Here is a 23,151-nt window from a genome sequence, read left to right as displayed (position 1 = left end):
ATTATGAGTTTAAAAGAAGCACCAAAATCTGTTCAGTTGGCCGTTGATCTTATCTATTTACTTGAAAGTCACCATATTGATCCTAAAACAGCACTAGAAGCCCTTGAGATTGTGCGCCAAGATTATGAAAACAAATTGGCGACACAATCAACAAACACGCCCTTTAATTAAGCAAAAGGGGTATTGGCTTCAGGTGTCGAACCATCAAGAGGCCGTTTTACCTCTTGTACTTCATCACCTTGTTTATTATGCAAATAAACATCAAGTTGGTTAAATGCAATATTAATATCGTTTTCATTACAAAGCTTATCAATTGCACGATTCACTTCATCAATTGCAATACTTCTATCACCTAATGTTCTGACATAAAAACGTAAATCGTGGTTTAACGTACTGGCGCCAAATTCAGTAAATAACACGACTGGCTCAGGTTCAGTCATCACTCTGGTATTCTCTTTCGCTGCTTTCATTAAGATAGCTTTGACCTTATCTAGATCAGAACCATATGCCACCCCCACCTGAATAATAATGCGTGTGACAGTATCAGATAATGTCCAGTTAATAAGCCGTTCTGTTACAAAAGCTTTATTAGGAATAATTACTTCTTTGCGATCAAAATCTGTCACTGTTGTTGCTCTAATTCGAATTCGGCTAACTGTACCTGAATATGTTCCGATGGTGACGGTATCCCCAATCCTAACTGGTCTTTCAAACAAGATGATCAAACCAGACACAAAGTTTGCGAATATCTCTTGTAAACCAAACCCTAATCCTACCGTTAAAGCCGCCGCTAACCATTGTAATTTCTCCCATGCCACACCTAATATTCCCAGAGAGACAATGGTGCCTATTGCAATAATAACGTAGGTTAAAATAGTCGTAATAGCGTAAGAAGCGCCTTGTTGCAGTTTGATACGCGATAAGATTAATACCTCTAATAAACCTGGTAAATTTCGCGTCATAAACCAAGAGATTGCCATGATAGAAACAGACAATAAGAGATCTGCTACTGTGACGGCTTTAACCACATTTCCCAACTCTGTGGGTAATGTATAGCTCCAGAGTGTAATACCATCTAAATAGGTAAATACAGTAATAAAATCGGACCAAATCCCGTAGAAACTAGACGCAAAAATGATAAATAAAATCATTGTTGTCAGTCTTAATGATTGCTGATTGATTTGCTCCATATCCATTGGAGGCTCTTGAATAGGTTCAAGGCCATTATCTTCACCCTCTTTTTTTTCTTTTAACATTGCTTGTCGACGTTCAAGCGCTCGACGATAAGCAAGTCTTCTAGCAGCAACGGTTAATCCTCGTAAACTGGCATGATAAGCAGTGAACCACAACATAAGCAGATATAAGCTATCAATCCAACGATTTGCTAAACGCAACGCCGTATAGTAATAACCAAAAATTACTAATCCCATTAAAATTAAAGGCGAGAATGTTAATAGGGTGATCACAACCGTTCTAACAACATGATTCCCTTTTTCTTGCCACATTTCGCGACAAAACGGCAATGCACATAAACTAATGCAAAACAGTGAAATAATCGCAACCAACTGCCCAATAACATCCCCCACCAGTGATAATGGGTTATTAATACCGTAAGCAGAAAGCAAAATAATCGGCAACATAGGAAGAGAAAGACGCAATAAACGTTTACGGTTTTGCTGAACTCTCTCTACAGGAATTTTAAAATGTTTTACAGCAACGCCATTATCAGACATTAAACGATAAGACCATTCAAACATCAGCCAAAATACCGCAAATTGCCAAGCAAAAGACCAGATAAACTCTTGTTGCACGTTAAAACTATTTATTAGCCAATAGCCAATCGCTAAAACAAAACAAGAAAGTGGTAATGTTTTTAAGAAAACAATACCTAATGCCAGTGGTGTATGTAGCTGAGAATCTTTATTGAGCTTATTAATATCCCCATTAAGTTTTTCAAACTGAGTATCAAGTTTTTTACGTTGCCAAATCAGTATTAAACCAAACAGAATCAACGCAATAAGGACAGGAAGTGATTTCTTAGCCCCGATCAACAGATTTTCATTTGACCAATTCAATTTAAAACTTTGGAATTCTGCCACTGCTTGAGAAGGAAATGTTGAAAACCAATTGAGATTAATAGGTTTATTACTACTCACCCAGAAAATTTGTTGTGCTAATGTACTTTCTAAAGAGCTTACGACACTGCGTAATTGTTGCTGATCCATTTGCAGGTTAATCGAACCTGAAATTTGATTGCCTAATTGATTATTGAGTTTATCAAGCAACTCCCGACGTGCATCAACAAGTAATTCTAATGCACTACGTAACTCTTTTAGTACATTAGGGTCGGTGACTTCAGGATGAGTAATTTGGTATTCCTGCATCAACCGATCAATATAGATATTGGGTTGTATTATCTGATCACGTTGTTTATTAATTTCAAATTGCTCTAACCGTAAATCAGCGATTTTATCAGGCAAATTATTAATAAAAATACCATCCGGCAAATCAACTTGCTCTTCAAATAAAATTCGGGAAAGTAACAAACTTCCTTTTAATACATCAATTTGTTCTTTTAGGTTTCGTTCAGATTGAATGGCTCTATCTAAGCGGTTTTTCACCATTAAGCTATGGCGATTTAGTTCGTTATTATTTTGTGTTGTAACGATCAGTTTATCACTAAGATGCTTATTGATTTCTGTTTGCGCTAAATAGAATGGATCATTATTAATCGCTTGATTATCAAGTTCGGTGCTTTGTGCTTCTTTAGCTGTTTCTTCTGAACTATCTAGACGTTTATCGCTGATGGCATCTTGAAGCAGTTGTGCGCGTTCCTGTGAAAGGTCAATATACGCAGAGCTATAGTCACGTTGAAGTTGTAACAAGCTTTGTAATTGCACATTTGACTGTAATGTACGTTTTTGAAAATTATTTTGTTGTTGAAGATAATATTGCTCTAACTGTAATAACTGCACAGCAGAAGGCCGCATTTGTGCTTTATCTGCACTACTTTTATTCAGCAATGTCCTTATTTGTTGCAATCTATCTGAGTTATTAAATAAAACAGATTGCGCCCTTTCAGGTTGTGTCTGTAATACGATAAGTTCATTACTGTAATTAGCTAAATCATCTTGGGATTTTTGTAAGGATTGTAGAACACTTTCTAATTGCGATTCTAATGTTGCTAATGGTAATGCTTCCAATGATTTTTGGTAGTCATCTGCTTCTTTATTAGCGACTTTTTGTTTTAATTGATTAAGTTGATATTGCGTACTACGCAGCTTTTCAGGTAGTTGCTCTACCGTTTTATCATAATTTACTGATTTTTTTTCTAGCTGTTGAATATTATCGAGTAATAAAAGTGATTGTTCTAAATCCGCAATTGTTAATTTATCTTCTGCACTTAACTCACTACGTTTATTTAATAAATTAAGCTGATTTTGAATATTTTCTTGAGTCGGTAGATTACTTGAAACCGCGGCTAAAACCGAAGTAATAGAGAGGCACCAAAGAATAAAAATAATAGCAGTCGCGGCGACAATCGTCGTCATTCGATTATTAAATTGAGAAAAAAAAGTTTGTATCCGCATGGTTAAGCAACTTGTTCAATTAATATTGAAAAACTGTTTATTAGTATAATCCAATTACGTTCAATTGGCAGTGTAAACAGAACAAGTTGCTTGGGGTTGTTTCTCGGCTGAGAAAATGAAGCGACAATCAGAATGTTAGGATTTTATCCGCATCAAGCGTCCATTGTGCCAAATCAACTAATGTACCTAACTCTGCACCATCAACTAATGGTAACTCACTGATACCACGAGTATCTGTACATGTTTTGCATAATTTAACAGGAACATTTTGTGCCGTTAAAATTTCCAGCATTTGTTGTAAGTTATAACCTTCTTTAGGCTGTTGGCGAGCTAAAGCCCCTGTAACAGCATCTGACATTAAAAAGATATTTAATTGAGTTTCTGGGTGCTGTTCTTTTAATGTAATAGATAAACGCAGTGCGTTAAATAATGACTCATTACCATAAGCTGCACCATTAGCAATAACTAAGACCTTACTCATAGATGTCTTCCTTTTGTTTAATAATAAATTAAGAGGACGCAGATATTCTCATATTTGCACTGTGCTTTATCATATCAATAAAGCTATCAACCAAATATTGACTTTCATCTTTGATAGAAAAGCTTTCTGGTGAAAATAACCAATTTTCAGCAAGCCCAGTCATCATAGCTCTTAACATGATGGCCGCCCTTCTTAAATTAAGGTCGGATGGTAGTTGTTTTTTTTCAACACAACGAGATAAAGATTGTTCTATTCTAGAGTAATCAGCTGCACACAATTCTCTACGAATTTCAACAATTGGTGTCATTTCACCGACAAATTCGCATTTATGGAAATATATTTCTAAAAGTGCATTATGTTTAGGATCTTCGACAATCGATGTCAATATGTAAATAAGCAATTCTCTTAATACAAATAGTGGATCATCTGGGTATTTTGTTTGATACTCTATTTCTAAAGATTCTATTTTTAAGTCGGTGAGTTCGCACGCTTCAGTAAATAAATCCACTTTATTTTTAAAGTGCCAATATATTGCGCCACGGGTAACTCCTGCAGCGGCCGCAATATCTGAAAGTGATGTGGCAGAAACGCCTTGCACAGTAAATAGCCTAAGTGCAGCATCAATAATCTGCTGTCTTGTCTCTTGTGCCTGCCGTTTAGTTTTTCGTGCCATTAATCCTCGATTTTGACTGAAGTTAATTTACATACATTCATGTATGTTTGTACTATACATCGCAATCAATCATCAACTTAATTATTTTTATCCCGGGAAACAACGTTTGAATAGAGGTTTTCTTATGCGAAAAAACAGAGGGGTTTTGCCTCTGGCTCTGTTAGTGCTATCAGGCAGCTTGGTTCTTGCTGGATGTGACGACAAAGCTAAACAGTCTGCTGGGGGGCCTCCTCCTGCTCCGGCTGTAGGTGTTGTGACTTTAGGAGCGCAAGCTCTGACAATCACCACTGATTTACCAGGTCGTACATCAGCCTTCCGTATTGCTGAAGTTCGCCCTCAAGTTGGCGGCATTATTTTAAACCGCAATTACAAAGAAGGTAGCTATGTAGAAGCGGGTACATCTTTGTACCAAATCGACCCAGCTATTTTTGAAGCAACTTTAAATAGTGCGCAAGCTGAATTAGCGAAAGCTAAAGCTAATGCTGAAATAGCTCGTCTCACTGTGGAGCGTTATAAGCCTCTGCTAGGTACAAACTATGTCAGTAAACAAGATTTTGATACTGCAACATCTCAATATGCACAAGCTGTAGCTGCTGTTAAAGCAGGAGAAGCGGCTGTAACAACTGCAAAGATTAATCTTGAATATACAAAAGTAACAGCGCCAATTTCAGGCCGTTCAGGTAAATCTACTGTGACTGAAGGTGCACTTGTCGCTCCAGGTCAGCAAGTAGCACTAACTACAGTTCAGCAAATCGATCCGATTTACGTCAACGTGACACAATCGAGTGAAGATTATCTGAAACTTAAAAATGAAATTGAAAGTGGCGTTATTCGTCAAGAGCAAGGCAAACCTGTTGTTCATTTAACATTGACTAATGGGCAAGCTTACGCACAGAAAGGCCATTTAGAGTTTTCTGATGTCACTGTTGATGAAACAACCGGCTCAATTACTATGCGTGCTATCGTACCTAACCCTACTGGGGAACTATTACCAGGTATGTTTGTTCGTACTAAATTAGAAAATGGTATTCGTCAAAATGCAATTTTGATCCCACAGCAAGCTGTTATTCGTACTGCTCGTGGTGAAGCGACAGCAATGGTTGTTAATAAAGACAATGTTGTTGAAGTTCGTACCATTGATGTGTCACAAGCTGTTGGTAATAAATGGCTCGTTAATAGTGGTGTTCAGGCTGGTGAGCGCGTTATCGTTTCTGGATTGCAAAAAGCAAAACCAAAAATGACAGTAACGCCTCAAGAAGAAAATTTAGATGCTAAGCCATCACCTGAACAAACTGAGCCAGCTAAGAATCCTCAATAAGGAGTCGGTGATCCATGCCTAAGTTTTTTATAGATAGACCGATATTTGCGTGGGTAATTGCGATAATTACCATGCTCGCAGGTCTTCTGGCACTCATCAAACTGCCTGTTGCCCAGTATCCAACGATTGCACCGCCAGCGATTTCTATCTCTGCGGTTTATCCTGGTGCTGACGCCACCACTGTGCAAAATACAGTTACCCAAGTTATCGAACAGAATATGAATGGTATCGATAACATGGTGTATATGTCTGCGACCAGTGACTCAGCCGGTATGATGAATATCACTCTGACCTTTGAAGCAGGTACTGATCCTGATATTGCGCAAGTACAGGTGCAAAATAAATTGCAACTTGCTATGCCATTATTACCTCAGGAAGTGCAACAACAAGGGATTAGTGTTGATAAATCCTCAAGTTCATTCTTGATGGTTGCAGGTTTCATCTCAAATGACGGTTCAATGTCACAAGATGATATCGCAGACTATGTGGGTGCAACGATTAAAGACCCATTAAGCCGTGTAACCGGTGTGGGTGAAACCCAGTTATTTGGTACCCAATACGCAATGCGTATCTGGTTAGATCCAGATAAACTGGTGAAATATAACATGACAACACTTGATGTTATCGGTGCGATTAGAGCACAGAATAACCAAGTGGCAGCAGGTCAATTAGGGGGTACACCTCCTGTTCCTGGTCAGCGTTTAAACGTATCTATTATTGCTCAAACTCGACTTAATACCGCAGAGCAATTTGGCGATATCCTGATGAAAGTCAATACAGACGGTTCGCAGGTTAAGCTAAAAGATCTCGGTGTGGTTGAAATGGGTGCTGAAAGCTACAGTACTATTGCTCGCTTTAATGGCCTACCCGCTTCTGGTATTGGTATTAAATTAGCAACAGGTGCTAACGCATTAGATACCGCCACTGCTGTACGTGCTGCATTAGCTGAAATGGAACCGTTCTTCCCTGCGGGATTAGAGGTCGTTTATCCTTATGATACAACGCCATTCGTTAAGATCTCTATTTTCGAAGTGGTAAAAACACTTGTTGAAGCTATTATGCTGGTATTCGTAGTTATGTATCTGTTCTTACAGAACTTCCGAGCTACGTTAATTCCAACAATTGCAGTACCTGTTGTATTGTTAGGTACTTTCGCCATACTCTCAGCGTTTGGTTATTCGATAAATACCTTGACGATGTTTGCGATGGTGCTTGCCATCGGGCTTCTGGTGGATGACGCCATCGTTGTGGTAGAAAACGTCGAACGTGTTATGCAAGAAGAAGGTTTATCACCTAAAGAAGCAACACGTAAATCTATGGGACAAATCCAAAGTGCACTGGTGGGTATCGCCCTTGTGCTTTCTGCGGTATTTATTCCAATGGCATTCTTTGGTGGTTCAACAGGTGCGATTTATCGCCAGTTCTCTATCACCATCGTATCAGCAATGGTTCTGTCTGTTTTCGTTGCATTGATTTTAACACCTGCACTTTGTGCAACGATGTTAAAACCAGTACCAAAAGGCAGTCATGGTGTGCAAACAGGCTTCTTTGGTTGGTTTAACCGTACCTTTGAAAAAAGCAGCCATCACTATACTGATAGTGTATCCCGTACTCTTCGTGGTACTGGTCGTTACTTATTAATTTACGTTTTATTAGTCGCAGGCATGGCATTAATGTTTATTCGCTTACCTGCATCGTTCTTACCAGAAGAAGACCAAGGGGTATTACTGACAATGGTTCAGTTACCTGCTGGCTCCACACAAGAACAGACTCAAGACGTATTAGAAAGAGTAAATGACTACTTCAATACCGATGAAAAAGAACTCGTTAAATCCGTCTTTACCGTAAGTGGCTTCGGCTTCGGTGGTCAAGGCCAAAATATGGGTCTGGTCTTCGTTGTATTGAATGATTGGGATGAACGTAAAGCAGATGAAGACAAAGTTCCGGCAATTGTAGGGCGTGCCAATATGGCATTATCCCAAATTAAAGAAGCCTTTGTTTACTCATTTAATATTCCAGCAATTGTTGAATTAGGCTCTGCGGGTGGTTTCGAATTCGAGTTAGTCGATAAAGCGAATCTCGGTCACGAAAAACTCATGGAAGCACGAAATCAATTACTCGGAATGGCGGCACAACAATCTCAAATGTTGATGGGTGTGCGTCCTAATGGTCAGGAAGATACGTCACAGTATCGTCTATATATTGACCTAGAAAAAGCACAGGCTCAAGGTGTTGCAATCAGCGATATCTATTCAACATTAGGTACCATGTTTGGTGGTAGCTACGTAAACGACTTTATCGACCGTGGTCGTGTTAAGAAAGTTTATGTTCAAGCTGAATCACAATTCCGTATGTTGCCACAAGATATTGGTAATCTTTATGTTCGTAACAATGTTGGTCAGATGGTTCCATTCTCATCATTCATTGATACAAGTAAAGATCCTTGGTTATATGGCTCTCCACGTTTAGAGCGTTATAACGGTTTACCTGCAGTCCAAATTCAAGGTAGTGCAACACCGGGTCAAAGTAGTGGTGATGCAATGCTAATGATGGAAGATCTCGCAAGTAAATTACCAAGTGGTATTGGTTATGAATGGACAGGAATGTCATATCAAGAACGTTTATCTGGTAACCAAGCGCCTGCGCTGTATACCATTTCCTTGATAGTTGTATTCCTCTGCCTTGCTGCTCTTTATGAAAGCTGGTCAGTACCGTTCTCTGTTATGCTCGTGGTTCCTCTAGGTGTTATCGGTGCGCTGTTACTCACCACATTCCGAGGCCTTGAGAACGACGTTTACTTTAAGGTTGGGCTCTTAACAACCATTGGGTTATCGGCGAAAAACGCAATCTTGATTGTTGAATTCGCCAAAGACTTGATGGAAAAAGAAGGCAAAGGACTCATAGAAGCAACGTTAGACTCTGTTAGAATGCGTCTACGTCCAATTCTAATGACCTCTCTGGCCTTTATGTTAGGGGTTATTCCTCTGGTATTAAGTAACGGTGCAGGTTCTGGTGCACAGAACTCCGTAGGTACAGGTGTATTCGGTGGTATGATTGCCGCAACCTCCCTCGCTATCTACTTTGTTCCTATTTTCTTCGTCGTGATCCGTAGACGTTTTGCGAAGAAAAACGAAGATTTAGAGCATCCAAGTAATTCACACTAATTTGTCTGTGAATACAAAAAAGGTCGCATAAGCGACCTTTTTCTTTATCTATTGATATATCGTTTAAAATGAAAACTTATCTCAGTATATTATTTTTAAAAATATCTCTTTAATCAATAAACTCATTTTATTTTTTTTCTTATATATGACTTTTTGTCAAAATCAAACAGAGTGTTATTTATAAATAACAGCGATAAATAGACCTCATTTACACGCTTAAACATGTAAAATACAATAAAAACAAAGATAATCATAATGTTAAAAAAACATCATCTTGATTGGAATATATTAATTTTTACGAAAATAGACAAAATTCTGTTGTTCAGATAGTGACTTATGCGATAATAGTGCTATATTAAGCAAAGAAGCATTTTATTGTGTATTTTTTAAACTCCTTTGTATGCAATGAGTATTTGATATCATCTTTTGATATGCTATTACTTTGTTAGAAATAATAAATATAATTATTAAACTCTTTTAGCATACGGGTAAATATAAATGCCCAATCTCAAGTTTGTGTTTTTTTATTAATCCATTAATGAATTATGTGATGTGTCTCATTAATAAGTCTAACTATACGTATTTACCATTATTAATGAATATTTTCTATTAATTCAGCCACGATAAGTTATGGACGAATATTCACCAGAAAAAGTAGATTTAGCTGAATTGTCGTTTTTATGTGAAGAGCTATTGCAGCAAGCTTTAGGCTCATTAGATAAAGGCAACACCGTTTGGCACAATGATCTGAGTAGCACAAAAAGCGTTGACCTTAATGTCTTAATTGAACACATTATGGACTTTAGTTGGAAATTTAAGATTAAATACCCTGATAAACAAGTAATTAATACTCTTATAGAAGAGTACCTTGAAGAAACCTATCGTTTATTTGGTAATACATCAATTTCTTACTCAGATATCAATAATTGGAAAGAGTTAAATCATTCACTTTTAACCCTTATAGCCAAAAACCCAAAAAGTTATATTAAGTAAATTTAATTATCTTTAGTTTTATTTTAAATAATAGAGAAAAGACAACATGACTAAGACAGACTATCTAATGCGTTTAAGAAAATGTACCTCAATCGAAACATTAGAGCGAGTAATTGAAAAAAACAAATACGAACTCTCTGATGATGAGCTGGAGCTATTTTATTCAGCGGCTGATCATCGTTTAGCTGAGCTCACTATGAATAAACTCTATGACAAAATTCCAGCATCTGTTTGGAAATTTGTAAGATAATTTAGTTCTATTTAATTACCTTAGTTTTATTTTTGCTATTTTTATTTTTTATAGTAGTAGGGTTATTAGTTCTTAATTTAGATATCGTTTTTATTCACGTTTTCTTATCAGTAGAATGATTACACACCATCATGCCGTTAACTTATTACGGCATGACTGCATTATCTTACTCAAAATCCCCCTTTCATATTATAAATATCATCAGCTATTTTCTAATAATGCATCCAGACATTGAATTTATTATTTTCTACATACGTAATATTGATATTCAAAAACGGGGAAATAACACACAAAAAGCATTATTAGTTAGTGAAAAATAAGAAGAGATAAATTTTAGAAGGCTAGAAATTGGGTGGGGCCTTGCCAGCGACATCCCGGCACACGCGACACCTGCCATGGCTGCTTCCTTCCGGACCTGACCGAGTTAACAAGTTAGCGTTGCGGGAGAACCAACAAGACCCCATAGATTGTCTTATTGCTAAGACGTCACGCATTATGTTTTAAACTCACAAAAATAGCAAGGACAGTGAGCCTAAGTGATGATTAATTACCCAAATTAAGGCTTATCTCTTATTCATCGACCTTTAACACTCTTTTTGCCTTTCTTGATATCCTCCCCGTCCTAAAGTGAAGCCATAAACAATAATCTCATTACCCATGTTCATTTATCATTAGATTGCTACCGAAGATAAAAAGGAGATTGTTTTTTTATATTCTTAGGATTGTATATAATCACTTTATAAAAAATAACCCGATCTAATGGTACAGGTACACTATGAGTCAAGCATTGAAAGATCTCATCAATTTAATGGCACTTGAAAAAATAGAAGAAGGTCTATTTAGAGGGCAAAGTGAAGATTTAGGATTACCACAAGTTTTTGGTGGTCAAGTTGTAGGACAGGCACTGTATGCAGCAAAACAAACTATTGCAGATAATCGCTATATTAATTCCTTTCACAGCTATTTTTTACGCCCCGGTGATAGCCATAAGCCTATCGTTTATGATGTAGAATTTATCCGTGATGGAGGTTCATTTAGCACTCGTAGAGTCAGTGCTATCCAACAGGGTAAGCCTATTTTCTATATGACGGTTTCTTTTCAAGAGTTTGAGGAAGGTTTTGAACATCAAGATGCAATGCCTGATGTTCCTTTTCCCGATGAGCTTATCTCACAAGATGATATTTTGAAAAAATTGGCACCTAAATTACCAGAGCCGATTAAATCTTTAGCATTACGAGAAACTCCTTTTGAAGCACGCCCAGTACAATACTTTAGCCCTTTTGGCTATTCTAAAGCACCCGCTGAACGCTATGTTTGGTATCGCAGCCGTGGTGAAATGCCATCAGATCCTTTTTTACATCAATATATGTTGGGCTATGTTTCTGATTTTGACTTCTTACCCACAGCTCTCCAACCTTATGGTTTAGGATTTATGGATCCAAGCCTTCAAGTAGCGACAATAGACCATTCAATGTGGTTTCACCGTCCATTCCGCATTGATGATTGGTTACTGTATGTGATTGAAAGCCCATCGGCATCAGGAGGAAGAGGATTTGTTAGAGGTAAATTCTTTAACACGAATGGCCAATTAGTTGCTTCATCCGTTCAAGAGGGAGTTATTCGTCAAAAACGCCCTAAACATACAAAATAATTAAATAAGCATATTCCCCCCTCAAAAGAGGGGGAATAGACAATTACTGCTGATAAGCACGTTCACCATGAGAGGTTAAATCTAATCCATCATGCTCTTCTTCTTCAGAAACTCGTAATCCCACCAGCTTATCTGCGATTTTAAAACTAAGATAAGCTACAACTCCTGACCAAATCACTGTAATAACAACACTCATTAACTGTATTAAAACTTGCTTGCTTAATGTCATACCATCGCTATAGCCCACTCCCCCTAAAAATGAAGCCGTAAATATCCCCGTTAATAAACATCCCGCAATGCCACAAGTTCCATGAATGCCAAAAACATCACAAACATCATCAGCTTTTAGCCACCGTTTTAAAATAACAACACCCCAAAGTCCGATAATTCCACCTGTAACACCAATAAATAATGCGCCCATAACACCGACAGTGCCTGCAGCTGGCGTAATCGCCACCAGTCCAGCAATACAACCAGAGCAACTGCCTAACATTGATGGTTTTCCTCTAGTGATCCATTCTGATGCAGTCCAAGAAAGCACTGCCCCTGCCGTTGCAATCACTGTATTCAAAAATGCTAAGGCTGCAATTGCATTTGCACTTCCCGCAGAGCCTGCATTGAAGCCAAACCAACCAATATAAAGCACAGCCGTTCCAATAAATACCATCGGTAAATTATGAGGCTTAAGGGCTAAGTGTTGATAATCACGTCGCTTACCGAGTAAGTAAGCACCAACAAGGGCAGCAACAGCCGCATTGATATGAACCACGGTTCCGCCTGCAAAATCAAGTGCGCCATCATCAATTAGCCAGCCACCTTCTCCCCATACCATATGAGCGATCGGAATATAAGAAAACGTAAACCAAATAACCGTAAAAATAACCAACGCTGAAAAACGGATACGCTCACCCAGTGCTCCAACAATCAAGGCAATCGTTATTACAGCAAAAGAGCCTTGAAAAGCAATGTGTACATATTGATTAATTGAACCTGAAACTGACGCCAAAGAAATATTACTTAAGAAAGTAAGTGACCACCCACCCCATACTTTATTACCCGCAGTAAAAGCTAAACTGTAGCCAAAAGTTATCCAAAGAATGATCACAACACTAAAGATCATCATCACTTGTGTTATCAATGAAAGTACGTTTTTACTTCTCAGTAATCCCCCATAAAACAGGGCAATACCAGGGATAGTCATAAAAAAGACCAGTGCAGTGCAAATCAACATAAAACCATTATCAGCTTTATCGATAACCGAGATTTCAGAGGCAAATGCTGATGAAGAAAAGTTTGTAAGTACTAACATTAATAATAAAGAAAGTAAGCTTTTCATCGAAATTCTCCTTTAAAGAGCCTCATCACCAAACTCACCCGTACGAATACGAACAGCTTGTAATAATTCCAAAACAAAAATTTTGCCATCCCCCACTTTGCCCGTATCTGTCGCTTGCATAATCGTTTGTATAACAGGCTCAAGTTGCTCATCACTGATGGCGAGTTCTATTTTCACTTTGGGAAGAAAATTAACTTCGTATTCGGCCCCTCGATAAAGCTCTGCATGCCCTTTCTGCCGCCCATATCCCTTTACTTCACTGATTGTCATCCCTTTTATACCTAACTCAGAAAGTAACTCTCTGACCTCTTCTAATTTAAATGGCTTAATTATGGCGATGATATATTTCATATAAACCTCGTCGATGTAAGAAAGAACAATGTTTATAGAGCAAAAGACATGCCAACTTTTAATGTATTGATATTTAAATAAAAATTTTAATTATTGAAAAATAAAACCAATAAATTCACCGTATTGGTGCAGACATAAACCTGCTATTTTGATAAAAGCAAAATAGTTGGGAAATAAAAAAGGGCACATAATTTTATGTGCCCTCTAAAAAAATCAAATATTAATTTTAAGTCAATTATTCTACTTCAACAGGATCTTGTTCTTGTAAAGATTCTCTAACCTGCTGTAATTGAAACATATTATAGTATCGCCCTTTTTGTGAGAGTAATTCCATGTGATCACCCTGCTCAACAATTGCACCACGATGAAGCACCACGATTTCATTGGCTTCAATTATAGTTGAAAGTCGATGAGCAATAACAATCAGGGTTGTTTTTTCTCTTACTACTTTTAATGCTTTCTGGATGGCTTGCTCTGTTCCTGAATCAATATTTGCTGTTGCTTCATCAAGAATAAGAATACGAGGTGGTATTAATAATACACGAGCTAATGCAAGTAACTGTTTTTGCCCCGCAGATAAGCGACTACCTTGTTCGCCAAGTTCTGTTTGTAATCCTTCTGGTAATGCTTTAGCCCATTGATCAAGCTGTACTGTTTCTAATACCTGCCATAAATGTGACTCTTCACATTCTCGCCCTAATGTAATGTTGTCATACAACGAACCTGATAATAAAACCGGATCTTGCTGCACCATAGCAATACCACTACGCAATGCATAATGAGAATAATCCTCTAAAGGTTGCCCATCTAAATAAATATTCCCTTTTTGCCAAGGGTAATTTCCCATCAACAGACTTGCTAACGTACTTTTACCACTCCCTGTATGTCCAACAAATGCCACAAAATGGCGAGAAGGAATAGTTAAATTGATATCTTTTAATACCCATTGTTCATCACGATAGGCAAACCATAAGGAATTAACATCAATATTGCCTTGGGTAATGATATGTGATGATGAGCCGTAATGTTGTGTAGGTGCATCCATCAATTCAAAAACACGTTCACCTGAAACAACCGCTTGTTGCAAAATGGACTGCTGTGATGTCAATGTGATTAATGGTTCATTTAATCGCCCCAAATAGCTAATAAACGCATAAATCACCCCAACACCAATAACCGCACTGCCTTGATAGCCAAATAGCATCAATAAGCCACATAAAACCAACGCAGAGAGCATACTTAGCAAAGGGCGCAATAACAGCCCATCGAGTTTTAATGCTTTCATACGGGCTTGATAATGCTGCCAGCTATCATCCGACATTCTTTGACCAAATCGAGCTTGTTGCCTAAATTGCTGGATCACTGACATTCCATTGATAACTTCATGGAAACCATCATTAATATTGGCAAGAAAATGGCGTACATTACGGACTATTGGTGTACTGAGCCGCTGATAAAGCATCATCACACCAATAACTGCTGGGAAGATAGTCATCGCTACCAATGCCATTTGCCACTCTAATAAGAACATAGCAATTAACATAACAACCACTAACGCAATGGCACGGAACAATGTCGGTAAGACGTTAACAAACAAATCTTTAATTGTTTCGGTATCATTCGTTACACGAGAAATTAATTGGCCTACGGGTTGATTATCAAAAGCACTTAATGGCTGTTTTAGTGCCGCGCTCATCACATCTGTGCGTAATTGTTGTACAACCCCAACAGCTGCATGATTAAATACAATTGCCTGATAATAATGAAGTGTCGCAGCTATTATTTGTAAAAGAATAAACGCCAATGCCAAACCTAATGAAGATGTTAATTCAACATTATTCGTAGCCACTTTTTGATCAATGAAATAACCAACAATTAATGGGCCACCCACCTCTGCAACTGCGGCTACCCACAACATAATGACGCCCCATGTCATAGGCTTACGATAGGTTTTACCATAAGTTAAAAGACGCTTTAATGCAGGGAATAGCGCTTTAACGGATTTATTTTTACTTATCGTCATCCAGCGCGGCCTCTAATTGCTGATAATGGTACATATCTTGATACCAACCAGGTATTGAAATTAATTGTTGATGCGTACCTTGTTCTACAATTTCGCCTTGTTTTAGCACTAGGATATTAGTAGCACCAACCAAAGCAGATAAACGATGTGCACTGATAATCAACGTTCTATCTTTTCGCCATTGCGACAAATTTTGTAAAATTTGATATTCAGTTTGTCCATCAACGGCAGATAATGCGTCATCTAATAACAAAATTTCCGCATCTAAGAGTAGCGCTCGCGCAATAGAAATACGCTGTTTTTGCCCACCAGATAGCATCACACCTTTTTCACCTACCTGCGTTTGATACCCTTCAGGTAAACGCAGAATATCGTCATGAATATTGGCCAATTTAGCTACCGCTTCAATTTCGTCTTTAGTTGCATTAGGACGCCCTAATGCAATATTTCCTGCAATGGTATCTGAAAATAAAAAAGGTGTTTGATTAACCACAGCTAAACGCGCTCGCCATTCATCGAGTTTTAATTGATAAATAGGTATGGATTGAAAACAAATTTCACCTTCAGTTACATCGTAAAGTCGTTGAATAACGGTAAGTAGTGTACTTTTTCCACTTCCAGTCATCCCGCAAATTCCCAACATATCGCCAGGAGATAAGGTGAAATGAATATTCTTAAGCACATCCGTTGTTTGTTCAGGATACTGAAAGCGGTCGATATCAACAGACAATATCCCTCGACCTTGTTTTGGTGATAAATCACCATCAATCATATCGAGTTTTTCATTCAATAAGCTATTAATTCGGCTATAGGCAGCACTACCACGTTCAACAATATTAAACATCCATGCCAGCGCTAGCATGGGCCAAATCATTTGACCTAAATACATAACAAAACTGGTTAACTCACCTAATGTCATTTTGTCATTGAGTACCAAATAACTCCCACCAGCAACTGCGAGTAAATTAGCAAAACCGATCGCCATAAAAATGGTGGGATCAAACAAAGCATCAATTCTCGCAACTCGCATATTTTGACGCCCAGTTTCTTTTGCAACATCATCGAAACGAGAAGCATGCTGTTGTTCAAGTCCAAATGATTTGATCATGCGAATACTACTCAGGCTTTCTTGTGCTTGATTATTCAGTGAAGAAAAAAGTGCCTGAGCAGTTTTAAAACGGCTATGTAACTTATCACCATAACGTTTAATCAAAATGGCCATTAGTGGCATAGGTAATAGTGAAATTAGTGTCAGTTCCCAGCTTAACTGGATGCTCATCATCACAAGTACAGCAAGTCCCATTACCATTGAATCAACTAAAGTTAGAACGCCTTCTCCAGCCGCAAAAACGACTTTATCAACGTCATTCGTGGTACGAGCGATCAAATCGCCAGTACGATAACGATGATAGAAAGAAGAGGATTGCTGATTAAGCTGTTGGTAAATCTGCATTCGCAGTTTTACGGCTAATTGATAAGAAGCACCAAATAACCAAAGTCGCCAAAAATAACGCAAAAGATAAACCGCGAGGGCAATTAACACCATCACGCCAACCCAATTCATTACTTGGCTAAACGACAGACTATGGTTATCAACACCATCCACAATGATCCCTACAATTTTAGGAGGGATCACCTGTAATACTGCGATAACCATCAATAAGAAAATAGCACCGACATAACGACGCCATTCACTGAGGAAATACCAACTGAGCTGTGAAAATAGAGCCACGCCTTAAATCCTAAGGTTATACAAAAAATAAAAGTGCCAGTTGGTAAAGATGAACCTTATTCAGGTATCGGCATTGCCGTTGTGTATTTAATTTTTTCCATTGCGAAGTTAGAAGTCACGTCAATAAGACCTGGTACACCATTAACCATACGCTTATAAAACAAGTCGTAACTTTTCATGTCTACCACTTCAACATGCATTAGATAATCACACTCACCCGCCATTCGATAGAATGTCAGTACTTCTGGCATTTGCTTAACAAATGAAACAAATTGTTCGTACCATTCGCTATTATGTTGCTGTGTTCTAATCATAACAATAACTGTTAGACCTAGCCCAATTTTTTCACTATCAAGTAGGGCAACTCGCTTACGAATATACCCTTCATCCTCAAGTCGTTTCAATCGTTTCCAGCAAGGCGTTGAGGTTAGGTTAACAGCCTCAGCCAAAGTATTCAGTGAGAGGCTTGAATCTTCCTGTAATAGCGCTAATAATTTACGGTCAATCTTATCTAACATAGATACTCCTTCAAAATATGCCCCTACAAAAAATAATGATAACCTGCCCCTTACTATAAGAGTAATCATCTAATGATAAATCGGTAATAAATTGTCATAATATATGTACTTTTATGCGTACTAATCCTTATGTAAATTCAATTTTCAGGAGTATTCCGATGAAAAAAACGGTCGTTGTCTTTAGCGGTGGACAAGATTCGACAACATGCCTTATTCAAGCAAAAGAAAAGTACGATGAAGTACATTGCATTACATTTAATTATGGGCAACGCCATAAAGAAGAAATTGAGGTAGCACAAAGAGTAAGTCAATTACTGGGGGCAACTGCGCATAAAGTTTTGGATGTAAATTTACTCAATGAACTCGCTATCAGTAGCTTAACTCGCGACAATATACCTGTCCCTGATTTCAAAGAAAGTGAAGAAAGTGATATTCCAAGTACCTTTGTACCGGGTAGAAATATTCTTTTCCTCACTTTAGCTGCTATTTACGCTTACCAAATTGGGGCTGAAAGTGTCATTACAGGAGTTTGTGAGACTGATTTTTCAGGCTATCCTGATTGTCGTGATGAATTTGTCAAAGCACTAAATCATGCAGTCAATTTAGGTATTGCACGTGATATTAAATTCATCACTCCATTAATGTGGCTAGATAAAGCTGAAACTTGGGCATTAGCAGATTATTACCAAAAATTAGATTTTGTTCGTCATGAAACCTTGACTTGCTATAACGGTGTTCAAGGTGATGGCTGTGGCGAATGTGCAGCTTGCCATTTAAGACAACGCGGATTAAACACTTATTTAGCTGATAAAACGCAAATCATGCAGGCAATGAAACAGAAAGTAGGGTTAAAATAGTTACTGTAATATCGTCCACTGTTTGTTATCACTGCAACTTGTTGGCTTAGGCAGTGATAACCTCTCATGTATTACCACTGCCTTAAATTACGTTAAGTTAACTCATCTTGACCGCATTATTTTTATTTATAATACGAAATCACTTCGTATTATGATGATTGGCGCACATACTCTAGTTTTTCTCTTAGCTGATCCGTTAAGGTCAGTGCTTTTTTGGTATTGATGTCTACAAGAACAAAAGTGATTAATGCATCAGAGATAAGCGCACCATCTTTTTTTCTGACTATTTTTTGAGACAGTACACCACTTTTAATTCCGACTTCAGCAACTTCACAGTCAATAATCAACTCATCACCAAGACTTGCTGGTAAGCGATAATTAATATTGATATTAGCGACCACTAACGCCAAACCATTGCGCTTAAACCAAGCAAAATCTAAATGTTGTTCAATCCAATCCCATCGGGCTTGTTCTAAAAACTCAAGGTAACGTGCATTATTCACGTGTTCAAAAACATCCAAATGAAAACCATAAACTTTAATTAATGTACTCATACAAACTCATTACCTCTTGATTGTTATATTAAAATTTTTGATAACGTTTCTTTGCGATACAATAAATATAGTCAAAAAAATAAATTTAGTAATATCTCAATTTAGCTCTTTTATCTTTCACTCCATTTAACAAATCAATTCATGGAAATGTGTTTCTCTTATTACGAAGAGAAACACAAGTTATTAAACAATATTTATCTTTTCAATAAACGTGCTACATACAATATAAAATGCAAATTAGCTCATTAGTTTATGACGATAAAATCACGATTTTGTTCGACTAATTTCATCCCTATACCAAATACTTTTTCAAGTTGTTCAATAGAGGTAAATCGACCCAATTGTTCACGGTAATCAATAATAGCTTGAGCTTTCGCTTTACCAATACCTTTAAGCCCCATTAACTCATCAACCGTTGCTGTATTTAAATCAACCTTACCTTCTACATTTGCTTTTACATCTTTTGCTTCTTTATCAACAGATGTGCTCGTTTCAATAGAAATCGAGGGGGTTGAAACAGGTGTTTCTTCTGCATAAGAAAGCGGTGAAAGTCCTAGTCCTAAAGCAAGGCAGATTGAAGCCATAAATCCTGATAACACTTTTTTATCCATCGTCATAATCATAATTTCCTTTTATAAAATAATTTTAAATTCAATAGCAAACAGTGTTTTCTGAATGCAAAAAAATAATGACAAGATATTGATAAACCTGCAATTACATAAAAATAAAATGTCGAGAGAATAGGAAAAATAAAATGAACAAAAGCTGAGTTACAGAAAAATTATCGGGGTTGCTCTCAAATATTCTTTTTTAAGAAAAATAGATATAAACACTCAATATCAATATTTGATATTCATAAAAAAACCCAGCCTAAGCTGGGTTTCTATTAAGATTTAAAGATAACTTATTGATAATCTTTGTCAAAGATCTCAATTTTAGCGTTGTCTTTTAAGTCACGTAAAATCAGTTGTAAGGCTTCTTCGCCCATCTGTGCACGATAGAGATTAGCCATAAACTCTAATTGCTCTGATGTTGGTTTACCATCTGTCACGCTATCTAATTGAATAAAGACAACCTTAGTGCCTGGCACATTAGTCATACCATATTCTTTTTTGCCGTCAGCAGGTTTAGGCATAGCAAAAATAGCGGTTTGAACTGCATCTGTCGCAGATGAATGAACAATGCTTTCCACATCACCAAAGGAAAGGTTAGCCACTTTTAGTGCTTCATCACCTTTGCCTTCTTTTAACGCAGCTAAAATTTTCTGCGCCTGTGTATTCATTGCTTGCGATGCTTTTTGCTGTTTAACAAGCATAACAACTTGATCACGCACTTTATCTAACGGTAGGCTTGCAGAAGGCTTATAACCCTCTACGCGCACGACAAATGCACTATCATTACCTAACGTCACCATATCTGAGTTCATGCCCATAGGGCCATTTTCATCAACTAATGAGCCACCAAAAATTAATTGGGTCAGTTTTTCATTATTTAATGGTGCTGGTACGCTATTTTCATCAAACCAATCTGTATCAACAACTGTCACATTACCCGCTTTAGCAGCAGGTGCTAATGTGTCGTTATCATTAGAGGCAGCCTGACTCACGCGTTGTTGCAATGCAAAGAAATCATCGATAGCTTTATTTTCGCGCATTTTTGCCAGTAAATCTGTTTTCACTTCGTCAAACGGTTTTACGACAGATTGTTTAATATCATCAAGGCGGAAAATTGCGTAACCATTGCTGATTTTAACAGGCGCAGAAAGTTGGCCTTTTTCTGTCAAGCTCGCATTAGCCAGTTCTGGTAATTCTTGCCCGATAGTTATCCAACCTAAAGAACCATTTTGTTTGGCGGAGAAAGCATCGACTGATTTCTCTTTGACTAACGTAACGAAGTCTGCACCTTTTTTCAGCTCTTCTTCTGCTGCTTTTGCGGCAGCTTCATCAGCTAATACTAAGATGCTGTATTGTTTCTGTCCCGCAGCAGTAAATTCATCGATGTTGCTGTCGTAATACGCTTTTGCTTCATCATCGGTAATATTAATACTATTAAGATCTTTTTGAGCATTTAATTGAATATAACTGACTTTAAATTGCTCTGGCGCGATAAACATTTGGTTATTTTGTTCATAGAACGCCTTCACTTCGTCGTCTGATGCCGTTTCTTTTTCAAGGAATGGCTGAATATCTAATGACGCTAAGCGTACGTTACGACTTTGCAGCATCAGTCCTGCAAATTCTTTAACTTCACTCTCTAAGGCAAAATCAGTGCCTTGGATAGAGAATCTTAATTGCTGATTGATCAGATTTTGGCGAATACCTTCAGCAAATGCATCTGCATCAATATTATTGCCTTTCAATAAATCGACGTATTTTTTATTGTCAAATTTACCATCAGTTTGAAAGTAAGGAAGCGCAAAAATTGCATCTCTAATTTGTTGATCGCCCGCTGAAATACCAAGATTTTGTGCAAATTGATCTAGTAATGCTTGATTAATAAGCAAATCAAGTGATTGTTGGCGGATTAGTTTCTGACCTTCTTCTGATGAAGCAAGAGCAGCAAAGTTTTCACCCATATCTTGTTGTAACTGAGCGCGACGTTGTTGGTAAGTTTGCTCTAATTGAGAACGGCTAATTTTATACCCGTTAACTTCCGCAGCATCATTAACGCCAGAACTAAAGAGATATCCGCCCACACCAGTTAGGACGAAAGAGAGGATGATCACAGCTAATAATATCTTGATAAATGGATTATTAGCAGTTGAACGAATGTTGTCCATCATAACGAGACGAGGCTCCGTTTGGTGAAATAAAAATTATTTTTATGAGTGTTACACGACTATTTTGAGCACAGCGAAAAGATAATATGCCCATGCTGGCTTAATATCAAAATATCGCGACACGCGACAATCGTTAAAAACAGCCAGTCCCGTATTCAATGTGCAGTCTTAAACACGCACTTTCTATCACTAAGAAAACTAAACAGCATTATTTGATTCATTGATTACGATAACCATTTAACTCACCACTGAATCATTCATTGTTGTCTATTTCAGTTATAGAACAACGCGACATTCTATCAAATGACTACTTTAGTTTCACGTCTTATCGCCAGAGAATTCAAGGTTTAATCGTGATTTAACACCTAAAAAAAGAAAAGCGCATCTCAAAAAGATGCGCTTCATTTTTTAATTGAGTCGTTTTCTGTTTATCCATAACGTTAAGTTAATAACCCTTTGGCAGAAAGTTCGTTCAACTATTATTGATTAACTGCGTCTTTTAAGCCTTTACCTGCACGGAATGCAGGAACTTTTGCAGCTTCAATTTGAATTTCTTTACCAGTTTGTGGGTTACGGCCAGTACGAGCTGCACGATCACGTACAGTAAAAGTACCGAAACCTACTAATGCTACATCATCACCTTTTTGTAAAGATTCAGTGATAGAAGCAACCAGAGCATCTACAACACGACCAGCTGCCGCTTTTGAGATATCTGCATTTGCAGCAATTTTGTCGATCAGTTGAGTTTTATTCACGCTTTCATCCCCATAATTTTATGCGTTATTTTTCACCATTAATGGCAAATTTTGCAAACGTCGTTATATCAAGCCTTTTTAGATATAGCAAGACCGATAAAACAGCATTATTAATTAAAATCCCCA

Annotated in this window: 19 protein-coding genes and 1 other RNA gene; 7 read left to right on the top strand and 13 right to left on the bottom strand. The window is 37.6% G+C overall.

Annotated features, from left to right (window positions below):
• Positions 1-3 precede the first annotated feature (3 nt).
• Complete coding sequence (gene rsmS / locus LG402_RS03800) at positions 4-171, top strand: pleiotropic regulatory protein RsmS (RefSeq protein WP_166539503.1); 168 nt, start codon at positions 4-6, stop codon at positions 169-171.
• On the opposite strand, the gene mscK is transcribed toward rsmS, so the two are convergent.
• The 3 genes from mscK to acrR form a co-directional block, all read right to left on the bottom strand.
• Complete coding sequence (gene mscK / locus LG402_RS03795) at positions 168-3,551, bottom strand: mechanosensitive channel MscK (RefSeq protein WP_413685685.1); 3,384 nt, start codon at positions 3,549-3,551, stop codon at positions 168-170. The two genes, rsmS and mscK, sit on opposite strands and share 4 nt — an antisense overlap.
• 166 nt (positions 3,552-3,717) lie before the next feature.
• Positions 3,718-4,071, bottom strand: a complete 354-nt coding sequence (locus tag LG402_RS03790) for a DsrE/DsrF/TusD sulfur relay family protein (protein ID WP_196553558.1) — start codon at positions 4,069-4,071, stop codon at positions 3,718-3,720.
• Between the two features lie 28 nt (positions 4,072-4,099).
• Entirely contained in the window at positions 4,100-4,744 is a 645-nt protein-coding gene (acrR, locus tag LG402_RS03785; protein ID WP_166539500.1) for a multidrug efflux transporter transcriptional repressor AcrR, read from the bottom strand.
• A gap of 124 nt (positions 4,745-4,868) precedes the next feature.
• Here acrR and LG402_RS03780 point away from each other — a divergent pair, with 124 nt between their 5' ends.
• The 4 genes from LG402_RS03780 to LG402_RS03765 all read left to right on the top strand — a co-directional run bounded on the left by LG402_RS03780 (position 4,869) and on the right by LG402_RS03765 (position 10,469).
• Positions 4,869-6,062 (top strand): efflux RND transporter periplasmic adaptor subunit, encoded by a 1,194-nt coding sequence (locus tag LG402_RS03780; RefSeq protein WP_109407969.1) that lies wholly within the window; start codon positions 4,869-4,871, stop codon positions 6,060-6,062.
• A gap of 14 nt (positions 6,063-6,076) precedes the next feature.
• The gene (locus tag LG402_RS03775; protein WP_166539499.1) at positions 6,077-9,226 is read left to right on the top strand and encodes an efflux RND transporter permease subunit; all 3,150 of its coding nucleotides are present in this window, start codon (positions 6,077-6,079) and stop codon (positions 9,224-9,226) included.
• A gap of 630 nt (positions 9,227-9,856) precedes the next feature.
• Complete coding sequence (tomB, locus tag LG402_RS03770; RefSeq protein ID WP_109407971.1) at positions 9,857-10,219, top strand: Hha toxicity modulator TomB; 363 nt, start codon at positions 9,857-9,859, stop codon at positions 10,217-10,219.
• Between the two features lie 46 nt (positions 10,220-10,265).
• A complete protein-coding gene (locus tag LG402_RS03765; protein ID WP_006535062.1) occupies positions 10,266-10,469 on the top strand; it encodes an HHA domain-containing protein in 204 nt (67 codons plus the stop codon).
• Between the two features lie 358 nt (positions 10,470-10,827).
• On the opposite strand, the gene ffs is transcribed toward LG402_RS03765, so the two are convergent.
• Positions 10,828-10,924: signal recognition particle sRNA small type (ffs, locus tag LG402_RS03760), an RNA gene on the bottom strand.
• A 320-nt stretch (positions 10,925-11,244) separates the two neighbouring features.
• Between ffs and tesB the strand changes: the two genes are divergently transcribed.
• Positions 11,245-12,120, top strand: coding sequence for an acyl-CoA thioesterase II (gene tesB / locus LG402_RS03755; RefSeq protein ID WP_109407972.1), 876 nt, complete (start codon positions 11,245-11,247; stop codon positions 12,118-12,120).
• A gap of 43 nt (positions 12,121-12,163) precedes the next feature.
• Here tesB and amtB read toward each other — a convergent pair whose 3' ends face one another.
• From amtB to LG402_RS03730, 5 genes are all read right to left on the bottom strand, one after another.
• Positions 12,164-13,456, bottom strand: coding sequence for an ammonium transporter AmtB (gene amtB / locus LG402_RS03750; protein WP_227336449.1), 1,293 nt, complete (start codon positions 13,454-13,456; stop codon positions 12,164-12,166).
• Positions 13,457-13,468: 12 nt separating this feature from the next.
• Entirely contained in the window at positions 13,469-13,807 is a 339-nt protein-coding gene (locus tag LG402_RS03745) for a P-II family nitrogen regulator (RefSeq protein ID WP_227336448.1), read from the bottom strand.
• A gap of 235 nt (positions 13,808-14,042) precedes the next feature.
• The gene (locus LG402_RS03740; RefSeq protein ID WP_166539496.1) at positions 14,043-15,830 is read right to left on the bottom strand and encodes a SmdB family multidrug efflux ABC transporter permease/ATP-binding protein; all 1,788 of its coding nucleotides are present in this window, start codon (positions 15,828-15,830) and stop codon (positions 14,043-14,045) included.
• Positions 15,817-17,562: a SmdA family multidrug ABC transporter permease/ATP-binding protein gene (locus LG402_RS03735; RefSeq protein ID WP_166539495.1), complete on the bottom strand. Its 1,746-nt coding sequence runs from the start codon at positions 17,560-17,562 to the stop codon at positions 15,817-15,819. The genes LG402_RS03740 and LG402_RS03735 overlap by 14 nt, the downstream gene beginning before the upstream one ends.
• A gap of 56 nt (positions 17,563-17,618) precedes the next feature.
• On the bottom strand, positions 17,619-18,080 hold the full coding sequence (locus LG402_RS03730) for an Lrp/AsnC family transcriptional regulator (RefSeq protein ID WP_036911686.1): 462 nt from the start codon (positions 18,078-18,080) through the stop codon (positions 17,619-17,621).
• Positions 18,081-18,238: 158 nt separating this feature from the next.
• Between LG402_RS03730 and queC the strand changes: the two genes are divergently transcribed.
• Positions 18,239-18,937, top strand: coding sequence for a 7-cyano-7-deazaguanine synthase QueC (queC, locus tag LG402_RS03725; protein ID WP_166539494.1), 699 nt, complete (start codon positions 18,239-18,241; stop codon positions 18,935-18,937).
• Between the two features lie 149 nt (positions 18,938-19,086).
• Here the strand turns inward: queC and LG402_RS03720 are convergent, their stop codons facing one another.
• From LG402_RS03720 to hupB, 4 genes are all read right to left on the bottom strand, one after another.
• Entirely contained in the window at positions 19,087-19,491 is a 405-nt protein-coding gene (locus LG402_RS03720; protein WP_166539493.1) for an acyl-CoA thioesterase, read from the bottom strand.
• A 245-nt stretch (positions 19,492-19,736) separates the two neighbouring features.
• Positions 19,737-20,102 (bottom strand): helix-hairpin-helix domain-containing protein, encoded by a 366-nt coding sequence (locus tag LG402_RS03715; protein WP_109408086.1) that lies wholly within the window; start codon positions 20,100-20,102, stop codon positions 19,737-19,739.
• Positions 20,103-20,395: 293 nt separating this feature from the next.
• The gene (ppiD, locus tag LG402_RS03710) at positions 20,396-22,273 is read right to left on the bottom strand and encodes a peptidylprolyl isomerase (protein WP_166539492.1); all 1,878 of its coding nucleotides are present in this window, start codon (positions 22,271-22,273) and stop codon (positions 20,396-20,398) included.
• Between the two features lie 476 nt (positions 22,274-22,749).
• On the bottom strand, positions 22,750-23,025 hold the full coding sequence (gene hupB / locus LG402_RS03705; protein ID WP_036911695.1) for a nucleoid-associated protein HU-beta: 276 nt from the start codon (positions 23,023-23,025) through the stop codon (positions 22,750-22,752).
• Positions 23,026-23,151: the final 126 nt, after the last annotated feature.

Origin of the sequence: Proteus sp. NMG38-2 (assembly GCF_020640995.1) — a bacterium.
In the GTDB taxonomy this organism is placed as follows: Bacteria; Pseudomonadota; Gammaproteobacteria; order Enterobacterales; family Enterobacteriaceae; genus Proteus.
This window is presented reverse-complemented; position numbering and strand designations above follow the sequence as displayed.

Bases quoted from the DNA above. Each gene is read 5' to 3' on its own strand.
- amtB (WP_227336449.1), bottom strand. From the start codon at position 13,456: ATGAAAAGCTTACTTTCTTTATTATTAATGTTAGTACTTACAAACTTT.
- mscK (WP_413685685.1), bottom strand. From the start codon at position 3,551: ATGACGACGATTGTCGCCGCGACTGCTATTATTTTTATTCTTTGGTGC.
- LG402_RS03720 (WP_166539493.1), bottom strand. From the start codon at position 19,491: ATGAGTACATTAATTAAAGTTTATGGTTTTCATTTGGATGTTTTTGAA.
- ppiD (WP_166539492.1), bottom strand. From the start codon at position 22,273: ATGATGGACAACATTCGTTCAACTGCTAATAATCCATTTATCAAGATA.
- LG402_RS03745 (WP_227336448.1), bottom strand. From the start codon at position 13,807: ATGAAATATATCATCGCCATAATTAAGCCATTTAAATTAGAAGAGGTC.
- tesB (WP_109407972.1), top strand. From the start codon at position 11,245: ATGAGTCAAGCATTGAAAGATCTCATCAATTTAATGGCACTTGAAAAA.
- LG402_RS03765 (WP_006535062.1), top strand. From the start codon at position 10,266: ATGACTAAGACAGACTATCTAATGCGTTTAAGAAAATGTACCTCAATC.
- acrR (WP_166539500.1), bottom strand. From the start codon at position 4,744: ATGGCACGAAAAACTAAACGGCAGGCACAAGAGACAAGACAGCAGATT.
- LG402_RS03740 (WP_166539496.1), bottom strand. From the start codon at position 15,830: ATGACGATAAGTAAAAATAAATCCGTTAAAGCGCTATTCCCTGCATTA.
- LG402_RS03730 (WP_036911686.1), bottom strand. From the start codon at position 18,080: ATGTTAGATAAGATTGACCGTAAATTATTAGCGCTATTACAGGAAGAT.
- LG402_RS03790 (WP_196553558.1), bottom strand. From the start codon at position 4,071: ATGAGTAAGGTCTTAGTTATTGCTAATGGTGCAGCTTATGGTAATGAG.
- LG402_RS03775 (WP_166539499.1), top strand. From the start codon at position 6,077: ATGCCTAAGTTTTTTATAGATAGACCGATATTTGCGTGGGTAATTGCG.
- queC (WP_166539494.1), top strand. From the start codon at position 18,239: ATGAAAAAAACGGTCGTTGTCTTTAGCGGTGGACAAGATTCGACAACA.
- LG402_RS03715 (WP_109408086.1), bottom strand. From the start codon at position 20,102: ATGGATAAAAAAGTGTTATCAGGATTTATGGCTTCAATCTGCCTTGCT.
- tomB (WP_109407971.1), top strand. From the start codon at position 9,857: ATGGACGAATATTCACCAGAAAAAGTAGATTTAGCTGAATTGTCGTTT.
- LG402_RS03780 (WP_109407969.1), top strand. From the start codon at position 4,869: ATGCGAAAAAACAGAGGGGTTTTGCCTCTGGCTCTGTTAGTGCTATCA.
- rsmS (WP_166539503.1), top strand. From the start codon at position 4: ATGAGTTTAAAAGAAGCACCAAAATCTGTTCAGTTGGCCGTTGATCTT.